This window comes from Brevibacterium sp. (assembly GCF_052105255.1).
GTDB classification, from domain to species: Bacteria; Actinomycetota; Actinomycetes; order Actinomycetales; family Brevibacteriaceae; genus Brevibacterium; species Brevibacterium linens_B.
Genome location: NZ_JBQDYQ010000005.1, coordinates 25,399 through 46,626 on the forward strand (window position 1 = coordinate 25,399; position 21,228 = coordinate 46,626).

The following is a 21,228-nucleotide window of genomic DNA, read 5'->3' on the forward strand; positions in this document are numbered from 1 at the left end:
AGGTATGGCTGGCCCTACGGTGCTGCTCGGAGTCGTTCTTTACGATAGATGGATGAGTCGTGTGGAGTTAGAGCCGGAAGGACTGCCGAAGATCGGCCGGTCTCGGGCCTCTCTCTACACCGTCGCCGTCTGCGCGCGCACGCTCATCGCGATGGTGACGGTCGCACTGCTGACCGCCCCAATCGGCTTGGTCATGATGGATTCTGATCGTGGCGCCGAGGGAGCGGGCGCACTGGTCGCGGCTGGGCTCGCCTTGCTCGGTCTCGGCCTCCCGCTCATCTCTCTCGTCCTCACCCGCACCGACTGGAGCGGTGCCGCCGCGCTGCTCGACCGGAACGCCGGCGGTCATCCTCAGACGCGGTTGAGCGAGCCGCGAACCCTGGTCCGGCCGCTGGCCTACACGGTGATCATGCTGACCCTCGGCGGTGCGATCGCGGTACTCGCGGCTCTGATCGTCGTGGCATCGTGTGTCGCCCTGATCAGCCCGATTCTCGCCGCGGTGGGTGACCAGGCGGTGATCGGGCCGTTCACGGTCAGCACCGTGCCCCAGTCCCTGCTGGCGATGGTCATCGCCGTGGTTCTGCTCGCAGGTTTCGTCTTCGTCTCGCCTGTCGCCGCGCGGGCGCACGCCGTGTTGGTGTTGCAGGTTCTGACCCGTCCTGAGCAGCGCCTGGAGCGCGACCTGACCATGACCACGCAGTCGCGGAGCCGCCTGGTGCGCGCCTTCGATGTCGAACGCCGTCGCATCGAGCGGGACCTGCACGACGGGGTGCAACCGCAGCTGATGTCGGTGAGCATGACGCTCGGACTCGCCCTCGCCGAGATGTCCGCAGATACCCCTGGCCGGGAGGATGTGATCCGCGCACAGGATCAGGCCCGCCAGACGCTGGAGGCGCTGCGCCGGTTCGTGCGCAACATTCACCCGCAGGTGCTCATCGACCATGGGCTCGGCGCGGCCATCGGGGAGCTCGCCGACACGCTCACCCTGCCCATCGACATCGAGGATCAGCTCACCGACCGCCTACCTGCCGAGGTCGAGACGAACCTGTACTTCTGTGTTGCGGAACTCCTCACCAACGTCGTCAAGCACAGCGGCGCGAGCCGGGCTGAGATTCGGCTGCAGCAGCCCCGGCCAGACCTGGTACAGGTCAGCGTCCACGACGACGGCAGCGGCGGCGCGGGCTCACACCGCCACGAGACCGGTGGACTCGACGGGATCGCCGACCGCATCGCTGCGTTCGATGGCACCCTGGCCATCGACTCACCGCTTGGCGGGCCGACGGCCATCACCATCACACTCGCCGCATTCGGGGAAGGCCGCATCAATGTCTGAAACCGTCACCATATCGACAGAGTCTTCCGCCAGTACTGATCCGCTGCGCGTGGTCATCGCCGAGGACAACACCCTGCTGCGCGAAGGACTCCAGGTGCTGCTCGAGCGTAACGAATTCGCCATCGCCGCCGCTGTCGCGACCGCCGAGGAACTGATCACCGCGACCCGCGAAGCCGCCCCCGATCTCGTGGTCACCGATGTGCGGATGCCACCGGATTTCCGGTCCGAGGGGCTCACCGCGGCGGTGCGGCTGCGTGAGGAGAATCCGGCCCTGCCCGTAGTGGTCCTGAGCCAATACGTCGAGCAAAGCTACGTCGCCGAGCTCCTCGACAGCGCCGGCGGAGCCGGCGTCGGCTACCTGCTCAAAGACCGGGTCAGCGATGTGAAGGACTTCGCCGAGACCTTGCGCCGGGTCCATGCCGGGGGCACCGCGGTCGACCCGGCGGTCATCAACCAACTGATCAGCCGTCGCCGCGATCCGCTCGACCGGCTCACGCCACGCGAGAGGGAGGTGCTGGCGGTCATGGCCGAGGGCCATTCCAACGCAGCTATCGCACGGCGCCTGGTCGTCTCCGATGCGGCGGTCGTCAAGCACGTCGGCAACATCATGATGAAGCTCGATCTGCCCCCGAACGACGATCAGAACCGCCGCGTCGCGGCGGTTCTGACCTACTTGCGCGGACAGGAGAACTGACTGGTCAGCCGACCGACGTCGGCTGACCGTTGATCAGCACCTCCGTGCCCTGGGGAACCTGGATCGAGTAGCTGCCCTCGCAGTACCCGACGACGCTGCCACCGCAGGGAGTGCCCAGGTTCAAGATGCCGTCCGACAACGACCAGGCCGGTGTCTCGGGGCTCTGGGCCAGCGTCTGCGTGTTGACCTCGACGACAACCGCATCGTCCCTGGAGTGCGATGACACCGAGACGTTCATGTACGAGTTGTCGTGAACTACGTTGAGCGTGTCGCCGCTGAAATCGAACGACTCCTGCTCCGAGTGGCCGTTGGATGAGCACCCGGCCAGGGCGAGGCTTGCGACGATGGCCGCTCCGACGATGCTGCTACGAAAGATCTTGTTCATGCCTTCCATTCCAGCCCGGATCGGGCATCGCCGACATACGTCGACCCTGAGTCTTCTTGGTATGGCCAGCCCGACCACTCCACGAACAAATCTGCCGCCAGCGGAGCCTCATTCCGAAGGCCGGTCCTGCGCATCGTGCCGCGCCGGCCGAAACTCATCGCCCACCGCTCTTGGCCGAACCGACGCCAAGCACGAGACGTAGGGCAGCCGCCCTGCGCAGCAGTTGAATGCCACCGGAGGTGCGAGAGACCTGCGCGTACAGGCTCTCGAAGGTCTCGAGCGTGCGCTCGATGCTGTGCGCGGTCACGAGCTCGCGGCTCAGGTCGCCCATCGTGTGTCGAAGGCCCGGGGCTTGAAGCAACGTCGCGAGATGACCACTCAGCTCGGAGATGTTGCCGGGGGCATAGAGGTAGCCGTTCTGGCCGTGGTGCACCAGATGCGGCAGCGCCATCGCGTCTGCCGCGATCACAGGCGTTCCGGTCGCCATCGCTTCAAGCGTTGCCAGGCTCTGCAGCTCGGCGATCCCCGGCATACAGAACACGTCGGCACGCCCATACGTGGCCAGCAGTTCACCATCAGAGAGGAATCCACGAAAGACCACCCGGTCGGCGTTGAGCCCGAGTTGCTGGGCTTCGGCCTGCCACACGGCACGCTGTGACCCTTCGCCGACGACCTCCAATCGTCCAGGGACTTCGGCCGGCAGCCGGGCCATCGCCCGCAGCAGATCGCCGACCCGCTTCTCTGGATCGAGCCGTCCGACGAATACGATCACCGGATTCCGGTCATCGTCAGCCGGCTCAACGGCGGCGAGGTAGGGGGCGATGTCGATTCCATTGGACACGGCGATCGCATGCAGACCCGTGGAGTCGCGCAGCAGCTCAACGGCTCGCGGAGTGGGAGAAGTGACGACATCGGCCTTGCGGTAAACACGCGCCAGATCCCACCACAGGGCTTTCGCGGCAAGGTCGTGCAGCGGCGCCGGCACGGGGAGGTGATCGAAGACGTTCTGCGGCATCAGATGATTAGTCGCCACCGCGCCGATTCCTCGGTTCCGGGCATGCTTCAGCAGGGACCGGCCAATCAAGAAGAAGTCTTGGACGTGCACCACGTCCGGGCGAACATCGTCCAGCACCCCTCGAACCACCCGCCCCACCCTGCCGGGCATGCCGACCGGGACCGTGTCGTACTTCGGGTAGCGGAAGGAGCGCACTCGATGGTGTACGCGGCCGTCTTCGGTCTCGATTCGCCCAGCCTGTCCGGTCGGCGACGGGCAGACAACGTGCACCTCGTGGCCGCGTCCAGCCAGCCCTCGCGCCAGACGTTGGGAGAACTGCGCCGCACCGTTGACCGTAGGCGGGTACGTGTCGGTGCCGATCAGGATTTTCATCGTGGCCTTTCGTATCGAGAAGAGGAATCCGGGACGCCGGCACGGCGATAGACGCTGAGCACCGTCCGGGTGAAGCACTCCGCTCCGAATGCCGAGCGGGCACTGACAGCCGCTCTTGAGGCGGCCACAACTGGTGCGGGATCGCGGGCGAGGTCGCTCAGCCGGTCGACGAGCGCGTTCTCGTCGTCGCCGAATGCGGGTATCCCGGCCTCCGTGAGTCCTTCAGTCAGAACGGGATCGCACCAGATGACGCCACGGAGCGCCATCACCGACTCGGCGACGGTCATCGGCTGGTTGTCCCATCCGATCGATGTCAGGGCGGTCACGTGACTGCGCGACAGCCAGCCCGGCACCTCGGCATGGGGAACCCGCCCGTGCAGCCGGATGCCGGCGCGCTCTTCGACCATCCGCTGCGCCGCTGGGAACTGCGGCCCGGTGCCGAGCACGTCGATCTGCAACCGGCCCGGACCCATCTGGTCGAGTGCTCGCAGGCTCGAGCGCAGGAACGGCAGCACGCGCTTCTCGGCCGAGAACCTGCCGGTCCATAAGACCCGCAAGGGTCCATCGACCCGCGTCAGTGGCCGGGCCGCGGTGTTCCAACGCACCGTGTTGGGAACGACGTCCACTTCCCGGAGGCCTGCCTGTCGCAGATGGTGACTCTGATGTGCCGACGGCGATATCACTCGGTCGGTCGCCAACCCAGTTGCCAGGGTCATGTTCCGCAGCGCGGAGTCCCCGCGTCGTTCAGCGAGCCGCTGCGACGGGAACGGCAGGCCCGTCATTAATCGATGGAAGGCCGGGACACCGGCAGCCAGCAACGTCTGTATGTGTGCGCCGGTCTGCCAGAAAAACGTGTGTACCGTCTGCACCGTCGGAATCCGTAGCTCACGTGCCGCAGCGATCGCCGCTGCGGCGATACCGAACTCCGAATGCACATGCACGACATCGATTCCGGCGGCCTCGAACGCGTGGCGAAGCCTGGCGCGCAGTCGCGGCGTATGACGGGCGACCGGGAACCCGAGCCCTGGAGCGACGAACGCGACCGGTACGGATACGGACGTGATGCGGGGATGACCCCCGAGAGCCGTCAGACGGCCGCTGGGCGGACAGACGGCGAGCACGTCGGTAACCTCGGCGAGGGCACCGACCTGCTCGGCGAATGCGTTCTCGGCACCGCCGAGAGTGTCCAGCGTGTAGTCGCTGACCACCGCCACCCGCGGCGTCGGCGTCGTTACGTGGCTGAGCGACACCGTCTCACCCCCGCCCGTACCGCGCACCGACCAGTGAGGCACGTCGCCGCGCCTCGGGGTGATATCGAGCGAGCCCGGCGACCCCGAGCGCCGCCACCGCTCCGCAAACGAGCATCGCAACGACCACCGGGGCATTGATGCGCATGCCCTCGTCGAGCACCACCAGCCCGTAGACCACCGCCACCACCGGATCGACGGTCGTCAGCGCACCGACCACGACCTCGGGATGTCCGACCGCGTAGGCCTGCTGGATCATCCAGCCACCGACAACGCAGGTAGCGATGACCCCCAACCACAACAAGCCCGACGTGGGAGACAACAAGCTTCCGCCGATCTCCAGCCACACGAACAGTGACTTCAACAAGGCCGACGTGAGACCGAAGAGCACCGCCCCGCCCGCAGCCAAGGCCAGCGAGCGAAAAGCGACAGACGCACCCCGGCTGATCGTGAATGGTCCTGCGCTGATCATGCAGCCGAGGACGACCGCGATCAGCACGAGAGGAAGATCGATGCTTGCGCGCTCCTCATGAGAGAAGCGAGTGGAGAGCACCGTGAAGCTGACGATGCCGGCGACTGTGACGGATACAGCGAGCCACACCGACCGTGAAGCCCGGTAACCGTGGATTCTGGACGCGAGCAGCACCGACCACGGCACGGCGAGGATACCGATGGGCTGGACCACCGTGACCGGTGCCAAGAACAACGCCGCCACATGCAAGGCCGCTCCGAGGACGATCAACAGCAGGCCAAGAAGCCACTTCGGCTCGCGCAACTGCCCACCGAGCTGCCGCAGCGTCAGCGCCTGCTCTTTGCCCGGTCGCTGTTCGGCCTTGATGGACATGTGCTGGAAGACCGCGCCGCCGGCGAAGCCGAACGAAGACAGGACCATGAGGCCGACGGCGGCGGTGAGATTCAGTGCTCACTCCCCACGCCGTGCCGGCCATCCCCGCAACCCCGAGTCCGAGGGTCCCCTTGTGGAGCCGTCGTCTTAGGGACTCTTCGAGGCAGACATGAATCGAGGCGAGCTTGGGTCATGCTTCAAGCGAAGCAGCCGCCACAGGGCCGGTCAGTAGGTCTACCCGGAGTCTTCGAGCGGCACCTGCCCGTACCCCCGGCCTCCCGTACGCGGACCTTCGGACACGGGCAACTTGGATGCGACGCTTCAGAGCCGGAGAGGCAGGGCGCGGCACCAGTACACAGGTATGGCCAGCCCTACCGCGAAGAGACGGTCTGGCGACAGTGCGAGCAACTTCGGGGCGGGCTGGAATAGAGGATATGAACACCCACTGGCACGATTCAGCACGATCACCACACGCTGACGCGATCGTACTCAGTCATGTCACCAAGACGTTTCGTGGAAACCGGGGCAAGGAGGTCACGGCAATCCACGGCGTCTCCTTGGCGGTACCTGCCGGTCAGTTCGTCGCCATCGTCGGAGAGTCCGGCTCAGGGAAGTCAACGCTCATGCACTGCGCGGCCGGCTTGACCGACCCCACGACCGGCACGGTCACATTGGCAGGCACCAACCTCAGCGCCCTCAACCCGGCCAATCGCTCTCGGTTTCGCTCGCACCATGTCGGCTTCATCTTCCAGGACTACAACCTGGTCTCATCGCTGACCGTCGCGCAAAACGTCGAGCTTCCCTCCCGCATCACTCCGGGGTCACGAGCATCTGTCGGCACCGCGGAGGTACTGCGTTCCGTGGGCCTGGCCGAGCGTGCACAGCATCTACCCCATGAACTATCTGGCGGCGAGCAACAACGCGTTGCCATCGCACGCGTCCTCGCCGCCCAACCCGCTGTCGTCTTCGCGGATGAACCCACCTCTGCTCTCGACCTCGGCAACTCTGACCTGATCCTCAACCACCTTCATCACCTTTCGCGTCGAGGGGCAACCGTGGTCATGGTCACCCACGACATCGATGCCGCCGCCCGCGCAGACCGAGCAGTCGTCATGGCGCACGCTCGCACAGTGGATGACATTCCCCATCCCACGCGGGATCAATTGACTTCCCGCGTCATATCAGCGCAGCGGACGCAGTGGTAGACACTATGAACCAGATCGTCAAGCGGGATCTGTGGTTTCACCGCAGCACCTGGCTATGGACGTTCGCCGCGTTGCTCGTATGCAGCACATGCGTCGGCACGGTATTCGCTTCGGCAGCCTCCGTCGGCACCTCCATCGCACGGGCCAACAGCGAGGCCATGGCGCTTGAACTCCAATCGCTGGTCAGTGTGCTGATGTCGTTCATCGGGATCACCGCATGCGCTGTCACCGCAACCAACACTCGTCTCGTGGTCTTAGCTCAGTCCCGAAGCCACGCACTCTGGAAAATCCTGGGAATGCCCTCTCGCAAGATACGCCGAATCGTCCTGACCCAAATAGCGGTGTTGGGTGCAGTGGCGGGCGTCTTCGCATCGCTCCTCGCTCCCGTGGTTTCCGTACTATATGTGCAGACGTGGGCCGAGATGGGGTTGCCGGTGACTGGCCCACCGGCCTACTCGCCCTCGGTCTTGTTCGGCACAATCTCGCTCACGATGGCGTTCGCGCTGGCCGGTGCCTGGGGTCCGGCCAAGCGAGCCGCGCGCGTGGACGAGCTCCAAGCACTACGCGACGCGGCTATGCCGACTTCGCGCATCACGAAGTCAGCACTAATCTCCGGCGTGTGTCTGGTGGGCATGGCTGGTCTTTGCTTCTTCACTGGTGTCATAGACGGCATCTATGCAGACGGCGAGCCGGACGCCATCGTCGCCGGGATGCTGATGACACTCGCGGCTGCGCTCGCCCTTTCAGCCTGGACCCTGCCCGCGACCCTCGCCTGTTGGTCGCTTTTCACGCCCACTCGTGCTCTCGCATGGCACTTGGCGCGGACCGCGGTTCGACAGCGCACCGCTCAAAGCATCTCCGCATCACTTCCTTACGCCCTTGCGATATCCCTAATCGGAACCCTGTACGGATCAGTGGCCGCCGCCGGCGTGGAAGCAAACGGCCTCGGGATGGTGCTCGGGCTTGTTCTACCGATCTGCATTGCGGGCGGCATGGGCACCGTGGCCATGTGCGGACCTCAACGACGAAGCGATTCCCGCATGCTCGAAACGCTCGGGGTTGCCCCGACCACGATAAACCTGGCGAACGCGCTTGAAGGAGCCTCGTACGGGATCACCGGTGTTGTATTCGGATGGTTCTTCACGCTGACCTCAAGCCTGGTCGGGTCAATACTGCTAGGAATGCCAATGCTGGTGGGGCTGAGCCATCTCCCGTGGGGCTTATTGGCGGTGCTGACCATCTGCTGCCTGGCCGTACCGACTATCACAGCGTTGGGCTCGGGAATGCTTCGAGCTGAGCCGAGAGTCCGTAGGGCCTCTTACTCGCCAGCGTAAGCCTCTCTTACATGTGCCTATTTTGAGAGGGGTAGCGCACCGCCATCAAGAACGGCAGCACTTTTGCCGCTGCAGCGACCGCTGCAAAGAATGATGACCTTGGCCACTAGGAAGAAGCAGGCACCCCGATCAGTCGATCGCGACTTCATAAGCGAGGACGCCTCCAAAGATCAGTAGCGCGATTCCGGCGCTGAGTTCCATGTTTGCCAGGTCGCGGGTGCCCAGTCCGTGGAAGATGCGGGTTCCGAAGAGGACGAGCAGCGGCAGGTACGCCACGCCGACGAGTACATCGACGGCCCCGAGGAGCCCGAGCTGGAACGCCACGGGCCAGGCAGATGACTGACTAAAGGGGCTACCCAGCGCACCGGGCGCACGTGCAACGAGGATGACTAGTCATTCGTTCTTGACGCCCCGCGTTCTTTGGCGTCGAGTCGTGCTTTCTTCTGGCGGTTTCCGCACGTGTTCATGTCGCACCATTTGCGGGTGCGGCTTTGGCTCGTGTCGAAGAACGCGGCACGGCAGGTAGGCGATGCGCACAGAGCGAGCTTTCCATCGCGCTCACCGGCAAGGATGGCGATCGCATCTGCGGCGATCACGCCGAGCGCGTCGTCCACCTGAGAGGCGGGCATGAGTTGCCACTCCCTGTCACCGCCGGACGTCAAGATCGCGGAGGCACGACCTCTGGCGCTGAACTCGTTGATGACCCGTACAGCGGCCATTGGAAGCGGGTCGCCGACGGCTGCTGCGGTCGCAGCGGTGTGAAGAGACTCCCTGAGCTCCTTGGCGCGTTCGAGATCGGTGTCAGTGCAGGAGTCGACCGCGAGGCTGTTGACACCCAGCCAATCAGCGAGCCGCTGCGGGGTCGGGATGCGCTCGACCGGATCGCCCTGACGTTCGGTCAGGGTTCCGGTGAAGCTCGTGGCGAGCACGGCTCCGAGGCGGAAACCGGGGAATCGAGGACTCATGGAACCACCTTAGCTGGTTGTGTCCGTTCACCCAGTCGTGCTAGAACCGTCTAAGGCGGTTCACATGCAGAGGAGGCCCATATGCCCAATCCACCCACCAAGGTCCGAACGTTCGAGGTTCACACGCCCGAGGCCGAGCTTGTTGAGTTGCGTACCCGGCTCGCAGCGGCGCGGCTGCCGGAGGCCGAGACGGTCTACAGCTCCGAACCAGGACGCCACCGATGGGAGCAGGGTGTGCCGCTTGATGACCTCGTGACTCTTGTCGACTACTGGCGCACCGGGTACGACTGGCGCCGCTTTGAAGCTCGGCTGAATCAGATCGGCCAGTTCCGCACCACCATCGATGGTCTAGGAATCCACTTCCTGCATCATCGCTCTGACCGTCAAGACGCGGTGCCGCTGCTTATGACTCATGGCTGGCCCGGCAGCGTCGTTGAGTTCATCGATGTGCTCGACGAGCTGGCGAATCCCCAGGATGCAGGAGCTCCAGCGTTCCACGTAATCGTCCCGTCGTTGCCGGGCTTCGGCTACAGCGACAAGCCTGATGTCGCGGGCTGGGGCACCGATAAGATCGCAGCCGCCTGGGTCGAGCTGGTGGATCGGCTAGGCTACCCCCGATTCGTCGCCCACGGCGGTGACTGGGGCGGAGTCATCACCACGATCCTCGGCGGCCGGTACCCGGAGCATGTCATCGGCATCCACACGACGTTCTCCGAGGCGCCACCCGGACTGTCGGCGGACGGACTGACGGCGACCGAACGCGCATGGGTGCAAGAGTCCGAGGACTTCGCCCGCCACGGCACCGCGTATGCGAAACAGCAGGCGACCCGGCCGCAGACCATCGGCTACTCGCTTGTCGATTCGCCCGTCGGACTTCTTGCTTGGATACTCGACAAATTTGCTGAGTGGACAGATACCGATGACAGCCCTTTCGAGACCGTTTCTCGAGATGCTCTCCTCGACAACGTCACTCTGTATTGGCTGACCAGAAGCGGAGCGTCCTCGGCGCGTATCTACTATGAAAGCCACAACTCGCTCGACCCAGAACTCAGAGTCGACGTCCCCTCCGCGGTCACTGTCTATCCGCACGACATTGAGAAGTCGCCTCGATCATGGGCGCAAGAGCGATACCGCCAGATCGTTTATTGGAATGCGCCAGAGACGGGAGGACACTTCCCGTCTCTGGAGATGCCTACATATTTCGTCAAGGACATGCAGGACGGTCTTGCGGCCACAATCGCCGCCACGCACCAGTAAAAACCCCGTCCGGACGTGAGCCTCGCGCCGTGTCGTGGTGGTGCTGTTCACCTGGTCGGCATGACTGTGTCGATGCGGGTGATGAGCGCGGGCGACGGGTACAAGTACCTACTGCGCACGATCGCCGCCGCCGATGGCGAGCGTTCTCTCTCGACGCCGTTGACGAGGTACAACACGGAGGAGGGGACCCCGTAGGAAAGCAAGAGTAGTCGCGTCTTGTTCGGCGTAGTCTCGCGGTTTTAGTCCACTGGAATAGCGCGCAGCTCCGGCCGTACTCGACGATGTTGATGCGGGCGCCGTCACGAGATTCCACGGCCATGGTGACGGGTTCCTTCGAGGCCAATGCTCCATTCTCGCCCGAGGCCGCGGATCGGCGGTTAACCGTTCGGGCCACGATTGGTGGCGGCGACGAGTCGGTGCTCGTAGGCGAAGATGACGAGCTGGGCGCGGTCGCGTGCACCCAGCTTCGATAAGAGGCTGCTGATGTGTGTCTTGACGGTGTTGTGGGAGACGGTCAGCTCTCGGGCGATCTCGTCGTTGGACAGTCCGCGCCCGACAAGCGTGAGCACTTCTGTTTCCCGCGCGGTGAGCCGTTCAACTCCACGTGGGGCGCCGGGGGTGTGATGGTCGAGGAAGTGTTCGACGAGGTTCATGAGTATGGCGGGGGCAAAGAGCGATTCGCCGTGGTGGACGCGTCGGATGGCGTCGATGAGCTGGTCGGGTCGGGCGTCTTTGAGGAGAAACCCGCTGGCGCCGGCGCGCAGCGCGCCGTAGACGTAGTCGTCGATCTCGAACATGGACAGCACGAGGACTCGGGTGTGGGCGAGGTCTGGTGTGCCGGTGATCTTTTCGGTGGCGTGGATGCCGTCGCCGTCGGGCATGCGGATGTCCATGAGGACCAGGTCGGGTCGTAGCTCGCGGGCGGCCCTGATGGCTTCTGCACCGGTGCCAGCCTCGCCCACCACGATGAGGTCGGATTCACGGTCGATCGCGATGCGCAGGCTGTGTCGTAGCAGCGCTTGATCGTCGACCAGCAACAGCCGCACGGGCGCCTCGATGTGCGTAGTGGACTCTGGTGTCATGCGGCCTGCTCGGGTATCCGCGCCAGGAGGCGGAAACCCTCGTCGACCGGGCCGGTGATGAGGGTCCCGTGGTGAACAGAAAGTCGTTCGCGTAGTCCTCGCAGACCGTTGCCGGTGCCCGGATGCGACCGCCACCCCGGCACACGTCCGTCGTCGCGGGCGTCGACGCTGATGTTGTCGTGCACGCGCTGGATCGTGAGGTGCACGGCCGTCGGACCGGCATGCTGGAGGACGTTGGTCAGTGCCTCGCGGACGGTTGCGCACACGGTCAGCTGCACCCCGGGTGCCACTTCGCCGAGGTCGCCCTGATCCACGGTCACGGTCAACCCGGCTCTCCGGGCGCTCTCAACAATGCCCGGCAGATCAGCCAGCGAGTCGATAGGTCGCAGCGGCACCGGGGGATCTCCGTTGCTGCGCAGCAGGGCAAGCATGCGGCGCAGCTCGGTGGTGGCCTCACGCCCGAGGTGCTCAATATCGGTCAGCGCCTGGCGGCGTTCGGCATCCTCCTCGTCCTCAGTGAGGTTCGCGGTGGCGGCCCGTACGGTCATCAGCCCGAGTCCGTGGGACGCGAGGTCGTGCAACTCGCGGGCGATTCGCAGCCGCTCAGTCTGCGCGGCTTTCTCCGCAGCCCAGTCGGTCAGCTGCTCCTCGTAGGCGCGGCGCTGGGCGCGGGTTCGCAGCAACGCCCAGGTGGCAACGATGACGGCAGCGGCGACGATGAGCGAGACCGTTACGACCAGGTAGGGCGAATCTCGCCCGAGAGCCAGGAGCGCAAGCAGGAGCACGACGAGCACGCCCGCCGCGATCAGCCAGGCGCGCGAATCCCAGGAGGGCCGCCCTTCGTGTTCCATACTCTCCAATCTTAGAAAGCCACCCGCTGTCGTGTCCTCACACCACGGGGTGAGGACACTCCCCGCTGGAGGTGACACCCCCTGGGGTGAGAACGCGGGAAGAAGACCACCCCTGGCTGTGGTGAGTTCTGCCGCTCGCGTTGATGGCATAGAGGACATGCTCACGTTCGAACACCTGACCAAGACACGCGGCTCCCGCACCATCCTTACCGACATCACCTTCAAAGCCCGACCCGGCAGGGTGACCGGGTTCCTCGGCCCCAACGGAGCCGGGAAGTCCTCCACCCTGCGCATCCTGCTCGGCCTAGACCGCCCCACCTCCGGCCAGGCACTCGTCGATGGTCAGCGATTCGCCTCACTGCGCGACCCGCTACGCAGTATCGGCGCGCTCCTCGACGGGTCCGGAGCCCACCGCTCACGCACCGGGCGAGCCCACCTGCGCTGGGTCGCCCGATCAGCAGGCGTCGACAACACACGAGTCGAGGAAGTGCTGGAACTCGTCGGGATCGCCGATGCCGGGAACAAGAGGGTGGCGACCTACTCGCTGGGCATGGGGCGCCGACTCGGGCTCGCCGCCGCGCTGCTGGCCGAACCGGCGGCCCTGGTCCTGGACGAACCGATCAACGGGCTGGACCCCGAAGGCATCCGCTGGATACGCACGTTCCTGCGCGAGCAGGCCCAAGCCGGACGCACCGTACTGCTGTCCTCCCACCTGATGGGGGAACTCGCCGAGACCGTCGACGATGTCGTAATCATTCGCGACGGCCGGATCGTCGCTGATGGCACCCTGGCCGAGGTCACAAGCGACCACAAGAACCTCGAAGACGCATTCTTCGCGCTCACTGCCGACCGGGGCCAGCGATGAGAGCACTGCGCGCAGAACTGTCCAAACTCGCCACCCTGCCCTTCGTCTGGCTCGCGTTCGCCGCCGGCCTCATCGTGCCGACCGGGATCGCCGTGATCACCAGCCTGACCGGAACCCCGGGACCGGACACCGGCTTCTCCGAACTCGCCGTAGGTGTACTCGGCGCGATCATCCTCGGCGTCGCGGCCATTGGCAGCGAATACACCACTGAGGGAGAAGAATCAGCCGGGAGCCGACAGATCACCACAACGCTCACCGCCATCCCCTCCCGAACTCAACTCCTGCTCGCAAAGACCGCAGCCGTTATCGTCGCCACCGCGCTGCTGGCAGTGGTCGCGATCGCCGCCGTCTTCGGCACGATCCACCTGCTGCTCGGCACCGACGCGCCCGCACTCGACGGCCAGGCCCTCGCGCGGATGGGCGGGGCCGCCACCTACTGGGTGCTGATGGCGCTGCTAGGCCTCGGACTGACCGTGCTGACCCGCAACGGCATCATCCCCATGGCGATCCTGGTCGCCAACTCCTCCGCGGTCACCGTCACCTACCTCCTCGCGCAGAGCTTCCCCGCCGCGAGCTACCTGCCCGACCTGGCCGGAATGCGGATGTTCACCACCGTACGTACCAGCGTCGAGATCGCCCCGCTCACCGGGGGGCTGATCATGGCCGCCTGGGTCACCGTTCTGCTCCTCGCCGCAGGCACCGTGTTCACCCGGAGGGACGCATGACCACCACACTGATCTCCACTCGCACCCACGCCCAGGCGTTCATCGACGCCGTCCGCGCCGAGGCCTCAAAGATGTGGTCGCTGCCAGCGATCTGGCTGATCCTGGCCGGCACGCTCACGCTCACCATCGTCCTGTCGATCGCGTTCGGCGCGAACGCTCAAATCGGTCCGGGCTCCTCAGCGAACGTGCTCGACTACGGCGTCACCGCCGTCACCTGGACCCAATGCGGGTTCTTCCTGCTCGGCGTCATCGCCGCGACCTCCGAATACATCGGCGGGCAGATCCGCACCACCCTGGTCGCCATCCCCGACCGGACGGCCCAACGCTTGGCAGCCACTGCGGCGCTGGTCCCGCACGCCTTCGCAGCCGCCGTCGTCACCATCGTGGCGAGCATCACCACGATGCTCCTCACCACCGGAACCGACGTGGAGCAGGTCGATCTCGCGCTGGCGCTCCGGATCACGTTGAGCGCCGCCGGATACCTCACTCTCATGGCAGTGCTCAGCTCCGCCTTGGGCTTCCTCATCCGCAGGGCGATCCCCGCCGCGGCGATCCTGCTGGTCTACCTGCTGATCGTTAGCCCGTTTCTCCAGGGCCAGAACTGGTATTTTCTGCCCGACATCGCCTCCTACACCCTCTGGTTCGCCACCGTCCCCGACGATGCCCCACCAGCAGCCGTCTCCTGGCTCATCCTCTTTGCCTGGACCCTCGCGTTCCTGCTGCCCTCCATCATCGTCGCCAGAAGGCGCGACACGTGAGCATCCGCCGACGAGCCAAACGACCGGATAGTGGCAGATGACACCTGGAACGTGGAGGGCGTGGCGGAAGGGTCTCTCGAACGGCGCCTGGCAGTCCCACAGACGCGCCAGTCGTCACGGCGGCAACGATCATGATGACGCCCAGCGGTGGCTTCGTGCTTCAAGAGCCAGGAACCTATCGACCCATCGTGGCTCGCAGCAGGAGCATTCGCGAGCCCATCGCTCCCATCGCCTACGACCGTGTGAAACTCGTCCTCGTTCGGCACGGGTCGGCGATTCTCCTCAGCGAGTTCGGCGAGAAACCCGTCACCATCGGTGATGTAGTGCTGCTTGCGGCCAACACACTTTGCGGCAGCGAACCCGAAGGTTCGATCACCGTCACCACCGTCTACCTTGACCGGGACTACGTTATTGACCAGGTCTTCTGGCAGCACGCTGCGCTCCTGACTGACCGGTGGCAAGCGCGTGACTTTGCGGAAGAGTTGTACTCCACGTCAGCCCAGATACTGCGCCTCGGTGCGGATCGTGCCGGGGTGCTGATGCCATGGCTCGATGAGTTGGTCGCGCTCAGCCTCAACGGTCCTTCGCCAGCGCGGTTCTATCGCCTTCAAGCGCTGCTGTTCTCCGTGCTCGATGTCGTGACGCCTCATATCACGACGACCATGGCGCGTTATGGACCGGTACAAATACAACGCAGGTCCACGCGGTCACGTGTGCCGCGCTACCGCCACCTCGCACCACTGCGCACCGAGACCCGCACCGCGGCAGCCCTCTTGCGTGACGCCCCGGCCGAGCGGTGGACTCTGTCGGGGCTCGCTACTGCCGTGCACCTGTCACCATCACAACTCGGCCGCATCTTCGTCGAAGCCTATGGAAAAACGCCCATGAGCTACCTCGCGACCGTCCGGGCCGAGCAGTTGGCGCGGCTCCTACGCGACACTGACCTGCCAGTGGAAGCCGCGATGCAACAAGTCGGCTGGTACAGCCGAGGGCACGCGGCCCGCACGTTTCGCCAGGCCGTCGGCGTCACGCCCAGCCGCTACCGGCAACTCGTTCGCGCGCGCCGCGGCTTCACCGCTTGATCAATCAAGCCACCCTCATCGCGCGGTGTGCACCTGCCTTGCATGACGGTCTCGATGCGGGTGATGAGCGCCGGCGACGGCTTCAAGTACCTGCTTCGCAGCGTCGCTGCCGCTGACGGCGACCGTTCCCTCTCAACACCGTTGACGCGCTACTACGCCGAGGTCGGTACCCCGTGGGGAAGTAAAAGTAGTGCCGTCTTGATCGGCTAGTTTCTGCGGTTCTCAATCTATTGAGGTGATCAAGTAGGCGTGGAGTGGTCACTGGCGGAGATACGTCAAAACGGCTTGCACGCGTTTGTGGGAGGCCTCGTCGGCGTCCAGGTCGAGCTTGGCGAAGATGCGGTTGATGTGCTTGGCGATCGCCGCATCGCTGACCACGAGTGCCCGGGCGATGGCGGTGTTGGTCTTGCCTTCGGCCATGAGTGCGAGGACGTCGATCTCGCGGGGCGTGAGGGCGTCCAGGCGGGATCGGCGGCGCAGCAGTTCGCGGACGACTTGGGGGTCGATGACTTGGCCACCGTCGGCGATGGTGTCGAGCGCGGTAAAGAACTCCTCGACGTTGCCGACGCGGTCTTTGAGGAGGTAGCCGATCCCGCCGTCGCCGGTGGTGAGCAGCTCGGCGGCGGCGCGTCGGGAGACGATCTGGGAGAGCACGAGGATCGGTTCGGCCGGGTTGATGAGCCGGAGTGCGCGTGCGGCCTGGATGCCTTCGTCGGTGTACGTCGGCGGCATCCGCACATCGATGATCGACACATCGGGAGCATGGGCGCGGACGGCGTCGAGGAGGTCCTCCCCGTTCTCGACAGCGGCGACGACATCATGGCCGGCCGTGTGCAGCAGACTCTTCAGTCCTTCGCGTATGAGTGCGGCGTCTTCGGCGATCACGATGCGCATGGGACCTCCAAACTGATGCGGGTCGGGCCGCCGACCGGGCTGACGAGGTGGACCCGGCCGCCGAGCGTCTCGATGCGGTCGATTACGCCGAGCAGGCCGGTGCCGTCCGGATCCGCGCCGCCTGCTCCGTCGTCTTCGACGGTCACGAAGATGCGACCTTCCTCGGTTTGGTGGCCGAGGAGGCGAACGTTGGTCGCGCGGGCGTGTTTGAGCACGTTGGTGAACAGTTCGCTGGTCGCGAAGTAGACCCCGACTTGCACGTCGGTCGGGAGTTCGGAGGGGAGGTCGATGGTGACCGTCGTGGTGATGCCTGCGGTCTCCGTGCTGGCGGCGAGGTCGTCGAGGGCACCGGTCAGGTCGTTCTCGCGCAGCGCGGCGGGGAAGATGTCGTGCACGATCTGGCGGAGCTCCTCGACGGCGCGGCGGGCGTCGTGGCCGGCCTGGTCGATGAGGTCGGTGACGTCGTGGCCGCGGTCGTGCTGGTAGCGCATCGTTCCGAGTGTCATCACGAGCGCGGTGAGGCGCTGCTGGGCTCCGTCGTGGAGGTCGCGTTCGATCCTGCGGCGTTCGGCGTCGAACGCGTCGGTGACGCGGGCACGGGAGCGGGTGAGCCCTTCGACCTGAGCGGACAGCTCTGGGGCGGGTTCGGTGATCAGCATCCGGGCGAGGTAGCGCTGCCCCTCCGCGAGGAGGGTGACGGCGTAGAGGCCGGCGATCAGGAGAACGAGGCCGAGCACGCAGAGCAGAACCTGAGCGAGAGGGTCACGCTGGATCGCGGTCGTGCCCGGGTCGACGGTCGCCGGATCCACTCCCAAGATGCTGAACACGACCAGGAGCCCACTGGACGTGGCGAGCATGCCCGGCATCAGCAGCACCAACGTCAGGACGGCGAAGTTCAGCACCGACAGCGGGACCAGGAGCGCACCGTGCAGCAGTTCGGTCCAGCTGATCCGCTCCCTCGCCCGCACACGGATCCACGCCGCCAGCCCTGCCCGCGGGCCCGGGACGTGCGGGTTCGGGATCGGTGCGAGATCGAGCAACCTGAGCCGGTGCCGTTCGAGGTGCCCGAGCGGCACACCGGCAAAGGTCAGCAGCGGCCAGCAACTCACGAGCCAGACCGCGGCGACCAGCGGGGTGCTGAGCAGAAAGGCGAGGCACCGCCACGGCCAAGACGTGAACAGCAGGCGGCCCGGATGGCGGCGCAGCGCGACACCGGGGGTCGTGACTCTCGGCTGCCTGTCTCGCATGCCTCCCATTGTCGCGGGCGCTCCTGGAGCTTCCCGCTGGCGCACGCTCAGCCCCGTCTTCGTCATGCCGCCCGCAGCCCCATCGCGACATCGGCGCGCAACGAGGCCCGAGCAGGCCACCACTGCACGAGGAAGAGCACCAGCCACGCCAGAACGAACCCGAGAACCAGGGTCATCCACGGCACAGAGACGATCGGATGACCGGCGTAAGCGGCCGAGCTGATGGCCGTCGTCGCCACGGTGATGACGATCGGGACGAGCGCGAGCACGGTGCCGGTCAGCGCGAGGAGGCACGACTGCCAGACGTACCAGAGGGTGATGCGGCGGCTGGGCATCCCGGCGATCCGCAGCAGCGAGTGCTCGCGTTCGAGATCACGCGAGGCGAGCGAGACGACCGCGGCAGAGGTGACTAGGAGGACGAAGGAGATCAGCGCGGCCATGATGAGCGTGTCGGCGAGGTTCGTCTCCACCGAGCTGTCGAAGGACCTGACCACGGCTGCCGCTGACTCGACGGAGGTGAGGATGACGCCCACACCGCCGATGCCCGCCGCCAGTGGGGCGATGGTGTTCGCACTCGTCCCCGCCCGCTCGACGGCGGCCTTGCCCGCCAGTCGCCCCGTGACGCTGCCCACGGCCCCGGCCAGGTGGCCCAGACCCGCGAGCGCGACGGGAATGAGGAGCGGGCCGACGACGTAGATGAACAGCACCGCCGAGATGCCGGCGTTCATGGCGAGGTTGAACATCACCGCCACACCGGCCTCGGATCGGCCCATGACGGCCGCGGCGACCACCATCGCCAGCGAGGACACGAGCAGGATCACTGCGAGTGGTGCCCGCCACCACCAGCCCTTCCGGCGACGGCCGGGAACGGCACGGAAGACCTCGATCGCATGCGTCCGCGACGCTCGATGCGCCGGCCCGAACGCCCCGAGCATGCAGGTGGCCACCCCCAGGAGCAGGGACACGAGCCAGGCGAGGATCGACGGCGGCAGGATCGGGGCGTCGAAGCCCGGCGCGGCCATCTGGTTGAATGCCGGGACGACGAGATAGCTCAGGCCGAGCGCGAGGACCGATCCGGGCACGGCACCGATGCACGCCGCCGTCGCGACCAGCGCCCAGATGCTGCGCCTGACATCGTTCGGCGTGGCCCCCACAAGACGCCACTGGGAGAACGTGCGCCGAGTGGACTCCACGGTCGCGATGCCGACGACCGTCAGCGAGAACAGCGCGAGGGCGGCGACGAGCAGGTAGATCGTTTCGGACACGATCGTGAACTCGGTGATCGCATGGCCCTGCGCCGAGACTGCGGCGATGAAGCGGGCGTCGTGGGTCCAGGCGAACTGCGCGGTGCACAACCCGACCAGCATGGTCACGCCGGCGACCGTGGCGATCGCCGGCCACCAGCTGCCGAGATCGGACAGAAGGATGCGACGAGCGTACTTGTGCATGTCACCTGCCTCCGAGCCGTGCCATGGTGTGGAGGATCTCGTCCACGCCGAGCCGCCCGGTGACATGGGCGATCATCCCGTCGCGCATGAACACGATCCGATCGGCCAACGCGGCGGACTCGACGTCGTGGGTGACCATCACGACCGAGCAGTCCTGGGTGGCCAGCTCACGCAAGACCCGCAGCACGATGCCGGTATTGGCGGTGTCGAGCGCGCCGGTGGGCTCATCGGCGAAGATCACCGACGGCCGCATCAGGATCGCCCGGCATAGAGCCGCCCGCTGCTGCTCACCCCCGGACAGCGTGCTCACCCGCGCCGAACGCTTCTCCGTCAGACCGAACCGGGCGAGGATGTCCGTCACCGCGTCGGCATCGATTCTCCGCTTGGCCAAGGCATGAGGGAGCCGGACGTTCTCCTCCACGGTGAGGTAGCCGATGAGGTTGTACTGCTGGAACACGAAACTCGCCGTCCCACGAAGGAACCGGGTGCGCTTCTCGTCGCCGAGCGAGTACAGATCCGTTCCGTTGACCCAGACCTGCCCCTGGTCCGGCTTGTCGAGGCCGCTGAGGCAATACAGCAAGGATGTCTTGCCCGCACCGCTGGGGCCGACCACGGCGGTGAGTCCACCACCGCTCAGGTCCAGAGAGACACCCCGAAGGATGGGAGGCTGCCCGACGCTGCCGGTGGGGATCTTGACGATCTGCTCGGCGTGAATCGTCGACGCAGGAGGGGCCGGTGCCTGATGAAGAACCATACGTCCATCTCACGCCGCAAGCGCCCCTCCGTCGATGACGCTGCCACCCCAATCGGAGGTAACCCCAGCGTTACCCCTCACCGCCCACGCCAGCCAAGCGGCACCACATGCAAGCGAGAACGCCGTCCGGTCGTGAACGTAGCGGCATCTCCTTGGGCATGGTTTCAGGCGAGTTGTAGGAGATCGCGGAGGTTGCCTCGACCATCTGGCGTGAGCCTGATCGCTCGGCCGTCTCCGATGCGGCTGATCCAGCGCTGCGCGAACAGGGCCGCGCAGAGGGAGACTCCCAGGGGCCCGGCCAGATGAGGACGTCGTTCCGTCGTATCCAGGCAGGGCTTGCCGCGATGCTCGGACAGATCGAGACGGTGACGTGCGGCCCACGCTGTGCCGGCGCCGGTGAGCCGCCAGTCCTCATCGAGATGACCGTGTGAGCGGAGGGCGTCAGTGAGGTGGAGGCCGAGACGCCCAGCGAGATGCTTGTAGCAGGTGCGCCCCTCGCGGAATCGCCTCGTCCGGTCGGACGCGCTCAGGCTCGGCGCCGTCGGGAGCGTGTGACCGCTGACGGCGGCGAGGCGTTCGAGGAGTTCCGCGATCTGATCACCGGCGAGGGTGACGTAGCGGTGCTTGCCCTGCCGGACGTCGACGGTGATACCAGCCTCGGCAAGCCGGTGCAGGTGCTCGGTCGCGGTAGAGCGCGCGATACCGCAGAGCGTCGCCAGCTCGCCCGGCGTCCAGGCGCGCCCGTCCATCAGCGCCGTGCACATCACCGCCCGTGACGGGTCGGCCAGCGCCGCCGCGACCGGCGCGATACTCGGCGCCGCTTCGGGGAAGGTCCGCTCCATGCCCCCCATTCTCCCGCCCGAACGGTTCG

The 21,228-nt window shown here is 65.9% G+C and carries 23 protein-coding genes; 10 read left to right on the top strand and 13 right to left on the bottom strand.

The features are described 5' to 3' along the window. The first annotated feature begins 19 nt into the window (after positions 1–19). Together ACTIIH_RS02880 and ACTIIH_RS02885 are read left to right on the top strand one after the other, a co-directional pair. Positions 20–1,333 (top strand): sensor histidine kinase, encoded by a 1,314-nt coding sequence (locus ACTIIH_RS02880; protein ID WP_441450349.1) that lies wholly within the window; start codon positions 20–22, stop codon positions 1,331–1,333. Beyond that, the gene (locus tag ACTIIH_RS02885) at positions 1,326–2,027 is read left to right on the top strand and encodes a response regulator transcription factor (protein WP_441449258.1); all 702 of its coding nucleotides are present in this window, start codon (positions 1,326–1,328) and stop codon (positions 2,025–2,027) included. Before ACTIIH_RS02880 ends, ACTIIH_RS02885 begins: the two co-directional genes overlap by 8 nt. Before the next feature lie 4 nt (positions 2,028–2,031). On the opposite strand, the gene ACTIIH_RS02890 is transcribed toward ACTIIH_RS02885, so the two are convergent. The 4 genes from ACTIIH_RS02890 to ACTIIH_RS02905 all read right to left on the bottom strand — a co-directional run bounded on the left by ACTIIH_RS02890 (position 2,032) and on the right by ACTIIH_RS02905 (position 5,938). After that, positions 2,032–2,412: a hypothetical protein gene (locus tag ACTIIH_RS02890; protein ID WP_441450350.1), complete on the bottom strand. Its 381-nt coding sequence runs from the start codon at positions 2,410–2,412 to the stop codon at positions 2,032–2,034. A gap of 154 nt (positions 2,413–2,566) precedes the next feature. Further along, positions 2,567–3,799, bottom strand: coding sequence for a glycosyltransferase (locus tag ACTIIH_RS02895; RefSeq protein WP_441450351.1), 1,233 nt, complete (start codon positions 3,797–3,799; stop codon positions 2,567–2,569). Continuing rightward, positions 3,796–5,091, bottom strand: coding sequence for a glycosyltransferase family 4 protein (locus ACTIIH_RS02900; RefSeq protein ID WP_441450352.1), 1,296 nt, complete (start codon positions 5,089–5,091; stop codon positions 3,796–3,798). The genes ACTIIH_RS02895 and ACTIIH_RS02900 overlap by 4 nt, the downstream gene beginning before the upstream one ends. After that, on the bottom strand, positions 5,054–5,938 hold the full coding sequence (locus tag ACTIIH_RS02905; protein ID WP_441450353.1) for a DMT family transporter: 885 nt from the start codon (positions 5,936–5,938) through the stop codon (positions 5,054–5,056). Before ACTIIH_RS02905 ends, ACTIIH_RS02900 begins: the two co-directional genes overlap by 38 nt. 386 nt (positions 5,939–6,324) lie before the next feature. Between ACTIIH_RS02905 and ACTIIH_RS02910 the strand changes: the two genes are divergently transcribed. Continuing rightward, positions 6,325–7,095 carry an ABC transporter ATP-binding protein gene (locus ACTIIH_RS02910; RefSeq protein ID WP_441450354.1) on the top strand — a complete coding sequence of 257 codons (771 nt, stop codon included), beginning with the start codon at positions 6,325–6,327 and terminating at the stop codon, positions 7,093–7,095. Positions 7,096–7,100: 5 nt separating this feature from the next. Continuing rightward, positions 7,101–8,429, top strand: coding sequence for an ABC transporter permease (locus tag ACTIIH_RS02915; RefSeq protein WP_441450355.1), 1,329 nt, complete (start codon positions 7,101–7,103; stop codon positions 8,427–8,429). A 129-nt stretch (positions 8,430–8,558) separates the two neighbouring features. Here ACTIIH_RS02915 and ACTIIH_RS02920 read toward each other — a convergent pair whose 3' ends face one another. Continuing rightward, the gene (locus tag ACTIIH_RS02920; protein ID WP_441450356.1) at positions 8,559–8,753 is read right to left on the bottom strand and encodes a hypothetical protein; all 195 of its coding nucleotides are present in this window, start codon (positions 8,751–8,753) and stop codon (positions 8,559–8,561) included. A gap of 65 nt (positions 8,754–8,818) precedes the next feature. After that, a complete protein-coding gene (locus ACTIIH_RS02925) occupies positions 8,819–9,394 on the bottom strand; it encodes a CGNR zinc finger domain-containing protein (protein ID WP_441450357.1) in 576 nt (191 codons plus the stop codon). Positions 9,395–9,475: 81 nt separating this feature from the next. On the opposite strand from ACTIIH_RS02925, the gene ACTIIH_RS02930 reads away from it, so the two are divergent. Beyond that, positions 9,476–10,651, top strand: coding sequence for an epoxide hydrolase family protein (locus ACTIIH_RS02930; protein ID WP_441450358.1), 1,176 nt, complete (start codon positions 9,476–9,478; stop codon positions 10,649–10,651). Between the two features lie 60 nt (positions 10,652–10,711). After that, positions 10,712–10,846, top strand: coding sequence for a hypothetical protein (locus ACTIIH_RS02935; protein ID WP_441450455.1), 135 nt, complete (start codon positions 10,712–10,714; stop codon positions 10,844–10,846). A 182-nt stretch (positions 10,847–11,028) separates the two neighbouring features. On the opposite strand, the gene ACTIIH_RS02940 is transcribed toward ACTIIH_RS02935, so the two are convergent. Beyond that, positions 11,029–11,733, bottom strand: coding sequence for a response regulator (locus tag ACTIIH_RS02940; RefSeq protein WP_441450359.1), 705 nt, complete (start codon positions 11,731–11,733; stop codon positions 11,029–11,031). Further along, the gene (locus ACTIIH_RS02945; RefSeq protein ID WP_441450360.1) at positions 11,730–12,584 is read right to left on the bottom strand and encodes a sensor histidine kinase; all 855 of its coding nucleotides are present in this window, start codon (positions 12,582–12,584) and stop codon (positions 11,730–11,732) included. Before ACTIIH_RS02945 ends, ACTIIH_RS02940 begins: the two co-directional genes overlap by 4 nt. Positions 12,585–12,741: 157 nt before the next feature. Between ACTIIH_RS02945 and ACTIIH_RS02950 the strand changes: the two genes are divergently transcribed. The 4 genes from ACTIIH_RS02950 to ACTIIH_RS02965 all read left to right on the top strand — a co-directional run bounded on the left by ACTIIH_RS02950 (position 12,742) and on the right by ACTIIH_RS02965 (position 16,014). Next, positions 12,742–13,449, top strand: coding sequence for an ABC transporter ATP-binding protein (locus ACTIIH_RS02950; RefSeq protein ID WP_441450361.1), 708 nt, complete (start codon positions 12,742–12,744; stop codon positions 13,447–13,449). Then, complete coding sequence (locus ACTIIH_RS02955) at positions 13,446–14,174, top strand: ABC transporter permease (RefSeq protein ID WP_441450362.1); 729 nt, start codon at positions 13,446–13,448, stop codon at positions 14,172–14,174. The genes ACTIIH_RS02950 and ACTIIH_RS02955 overlap by 4 nt, the downstream gene beginning before the upstream one ends. Further along, a complete protein-coding gene (locus tag ACTIIH_RS02960; RefSeq protein ID WP_441450363.1) occupies positions 14,171–14,932 on the top strand; it encodes a hypothetical protein in 762 nt (253 codons plus the stop codon). The genes ACTIIH_RS02955 and ACTIIH_RS02960 overlap by 4 nt, the downstream gene beginning before the upstream one ends. A gap of 131 nt (positions 14,933–15,063) precedes the next feature. Beyond that, on the top strand, positions 15,064–16,014 hold the full coding sequence (locus ACTIIH_RS02965) for a helix-turn-helix transcriptional regulator (RefSeq protein WP_441450364.1): 951 nt from the start codon (positions 15,064–15,066) through the stop codon (positions 16,012–16,014). A gap of 258 nt (positions 16,015–16,272) precedes the next feature. On the opposite strand, the gene ACTIIH_RS02970 is transcribed toward ACTIIH_RS02965, so the two are convergent. From ACTIIH_RS02970 to ACTIIH_RS02990, 5 genes are all read right to left on the bottom strand, one after another. After that, complete coding sequence (locus ACTIIH_RS02970) at positions 16,273–16,908, bottom strand: response regulator transcription factor (protein ID WP_096197305.1); 636 nt, start codon at positions 16,906–16,908, stop codon at positions 16,273–16,275. Beyond that, entirely contained in the window at positions 16,896–18,155 is a 1,260-nt protein-coding gene (locus tag ACTIIH_RS02975; protein ID WP_223289951.1) for a sensor histidine kinase, read from the bottom strand. Before ACTIIH_RS02975 ends, ACTIIH_RS02970 begins: the two co-directional genes overlap by 13 nt. Before the next feature lie 62 nt (positions 18,156–18,217). Then, positions 18,218–19,603, bottom strand: coding sequence for an FtsX-like permease family protein (locus ACTIIH_RS02980; protein ID WP_441450365.1), 1,386 nt, complete (start codon positions 19,601–19,603; stop codon positions 18,218–18,220). A 1-nt stretch (position 19,604) separates the two neighbouring features. Continuing rightward, a complete protein-coding gene (locus ACTIIH_RS02985; protein ID WP_114307611.1) occupies positions 19,605–20,357 on the bottom strand; it encodes an ABC transporter ATP-binding protein in 753 nt (250 codons plus the stop codon). Positions 20,358–20,521: 164 nt separating this feature from the next. After that, positions 20,522–21,199, bottom strand: coding sequence for an ArsR/SmtB family transcription factor (locus tag ACTIIH_RS02990; protein ID WP_441450366.1), 678 nt, complete (start codon positions 21,197–21,199; stop codon positions 20,522–20,524). Positions 21,200–21,228: the final 29 nt, after the last annotated feature.

Bases quoted from the DNA above. Each gene is read 5' to 3' on its own strand.
- ACTIIH_RS02885 (WP_441449258.1), top strand. From the start codon at position 1,326: ATGTCTGAAACCGTCACCATATCGACAGAGTCTTCCGCCAGTACTGAT.
- ACTIIH_RS02890 (WP_441450350.1), bottom strand. From the start codon at position 2,412: ATGAACAAGATCTTTCGTAGCAGCATCGTCGGAGCGGCCATCGTCGCA.
- ACTIIH_RS02895 (WP_441450351.1), bottom strand. From the start codon at position 3,799: ATGAAAATCCTGATCGGCACCGACACGTACCCGCCTACGGTCAACGGT.
- ACTIIH_RS02905 (WP_441450353.1), bottom strand. From the start codon at position 5,938: ATGGTCCTGTCTTCGTTCGGCTTCGCCGGCGGCGCGGTCTTCCAGCAC.
- ACTIIH_RS02910 (WP_441450354.1), top strand. From the start codon at position 6,325: ATGAACACCCACTGGCACGATTCAGCACGATCACCACACGCTGACGCG.
- ACTIIH_RS02915 (WP_441450355.1), top strand. From the start codon at position 7,101: ATGAACCAGATCGTCAAGCGGGATCTGTGGTTTCACCGCAGCACCTGG.
- ACTIIH_RS02925 (WP_441450357.1), bottom strand. From the start codon at position 9,394: ATGAGTCCTCGATTCCCCGGTTTCCGCCTCGGAGCCGTGCTCGCCACG.
- ACTIIH_RS02930 (WP_441450358.1), top strand. From the start codon at position 9,476: ATGCCCAATCCACCCACCAAGGTCCGAACGTTCGAGGTTCACACGCCC.
- ACTIIH_RS02935 (WP_441450455.1), top strand. From the start codon at position 10,712: ATGACTGTGTCGATGCGGGTGATGAGCGCGGGCGACGGGTACAAGTAC.
- ACTIIH_RS02940 (WP_441450359.1), bottom strand. From the start codon at position 11,733: ATGACACCAGAGTCCACTACGCACATCGAGGCGCCCGTGCGGCTGTTG.
- ACTIIH_RS02945 (WP_441450360.1), bottom strand. From the start codon at position 12,584: ATGGAACACGAAGGGCGGCCCTCCTGGGATTCGCGCGCCTGGCTGATC.
- ACTIIH_RS02950 (WP_441450361.1), top strand. From the start codon at position 12,742: ATGCTCACGTTCGAACACCTGACCAAGACACGCGGCTCCCGCACCATC.
- ACTIIH_RS02955 (WP_441450362.1), top strand. From the start codon at position 13,446: ATGAGAGCACTGCGCGCAGAACTGTCCAAACTCGCCACCCTGCCCTTC.
- ACTIIH_RS02960 (WP_441450363.1), top strand. From the start codon at position 14,171: ATGACCACCACACTGATCTCCACTCGCACCCACGCCCAGGCGTTCATC.
- ACTIIH_RS02965 (WP_441450364.1), top strand. From the start codon at position 15,064: ATGATGACGCCCAGCGGTGGCTTCGTGCTTCAAGAGCCAGGAACCTAT.
- ACTIIH_RS02970 (WP_096197305.1), bottom strand. From the start codon at position 16,908: ATGCGCATCGTGATCGCCGAAGACGCCGCACTCATACGCGAAGGACTG.
- ACTIIH_RS02975 (WP_223289951.1), bottom strand. From the start codon at position 18,155: ATGCGAGACAGGCAGCCGAGAGTCACGACCCCCGGTGTCGCGCTGCGC.
- ACTIIH_RS02980 (WP_441450365.1), bottom strand. From the start codon at position 19,603: ATGCACAAGTACGCTCGTCGCATCCTTCTGTCCGATCTCGGCAGCTGG.
- ACTIIH_RS02985 (WP_114307611.1), bottom strand. From the start codon at position 20,357: ATGGTTCTTCATCAGGCACCGGCCCCTCCTGCGTCGACGATTCACGCC.
- ACTIIH_RS02990 (WP_441450366.1), bottom strand. From the start codon at position 21,199: ATGGAGCGGACCTTCCCCGAAGCGGCGCCGAGTATCGCGCCGGTCGCG.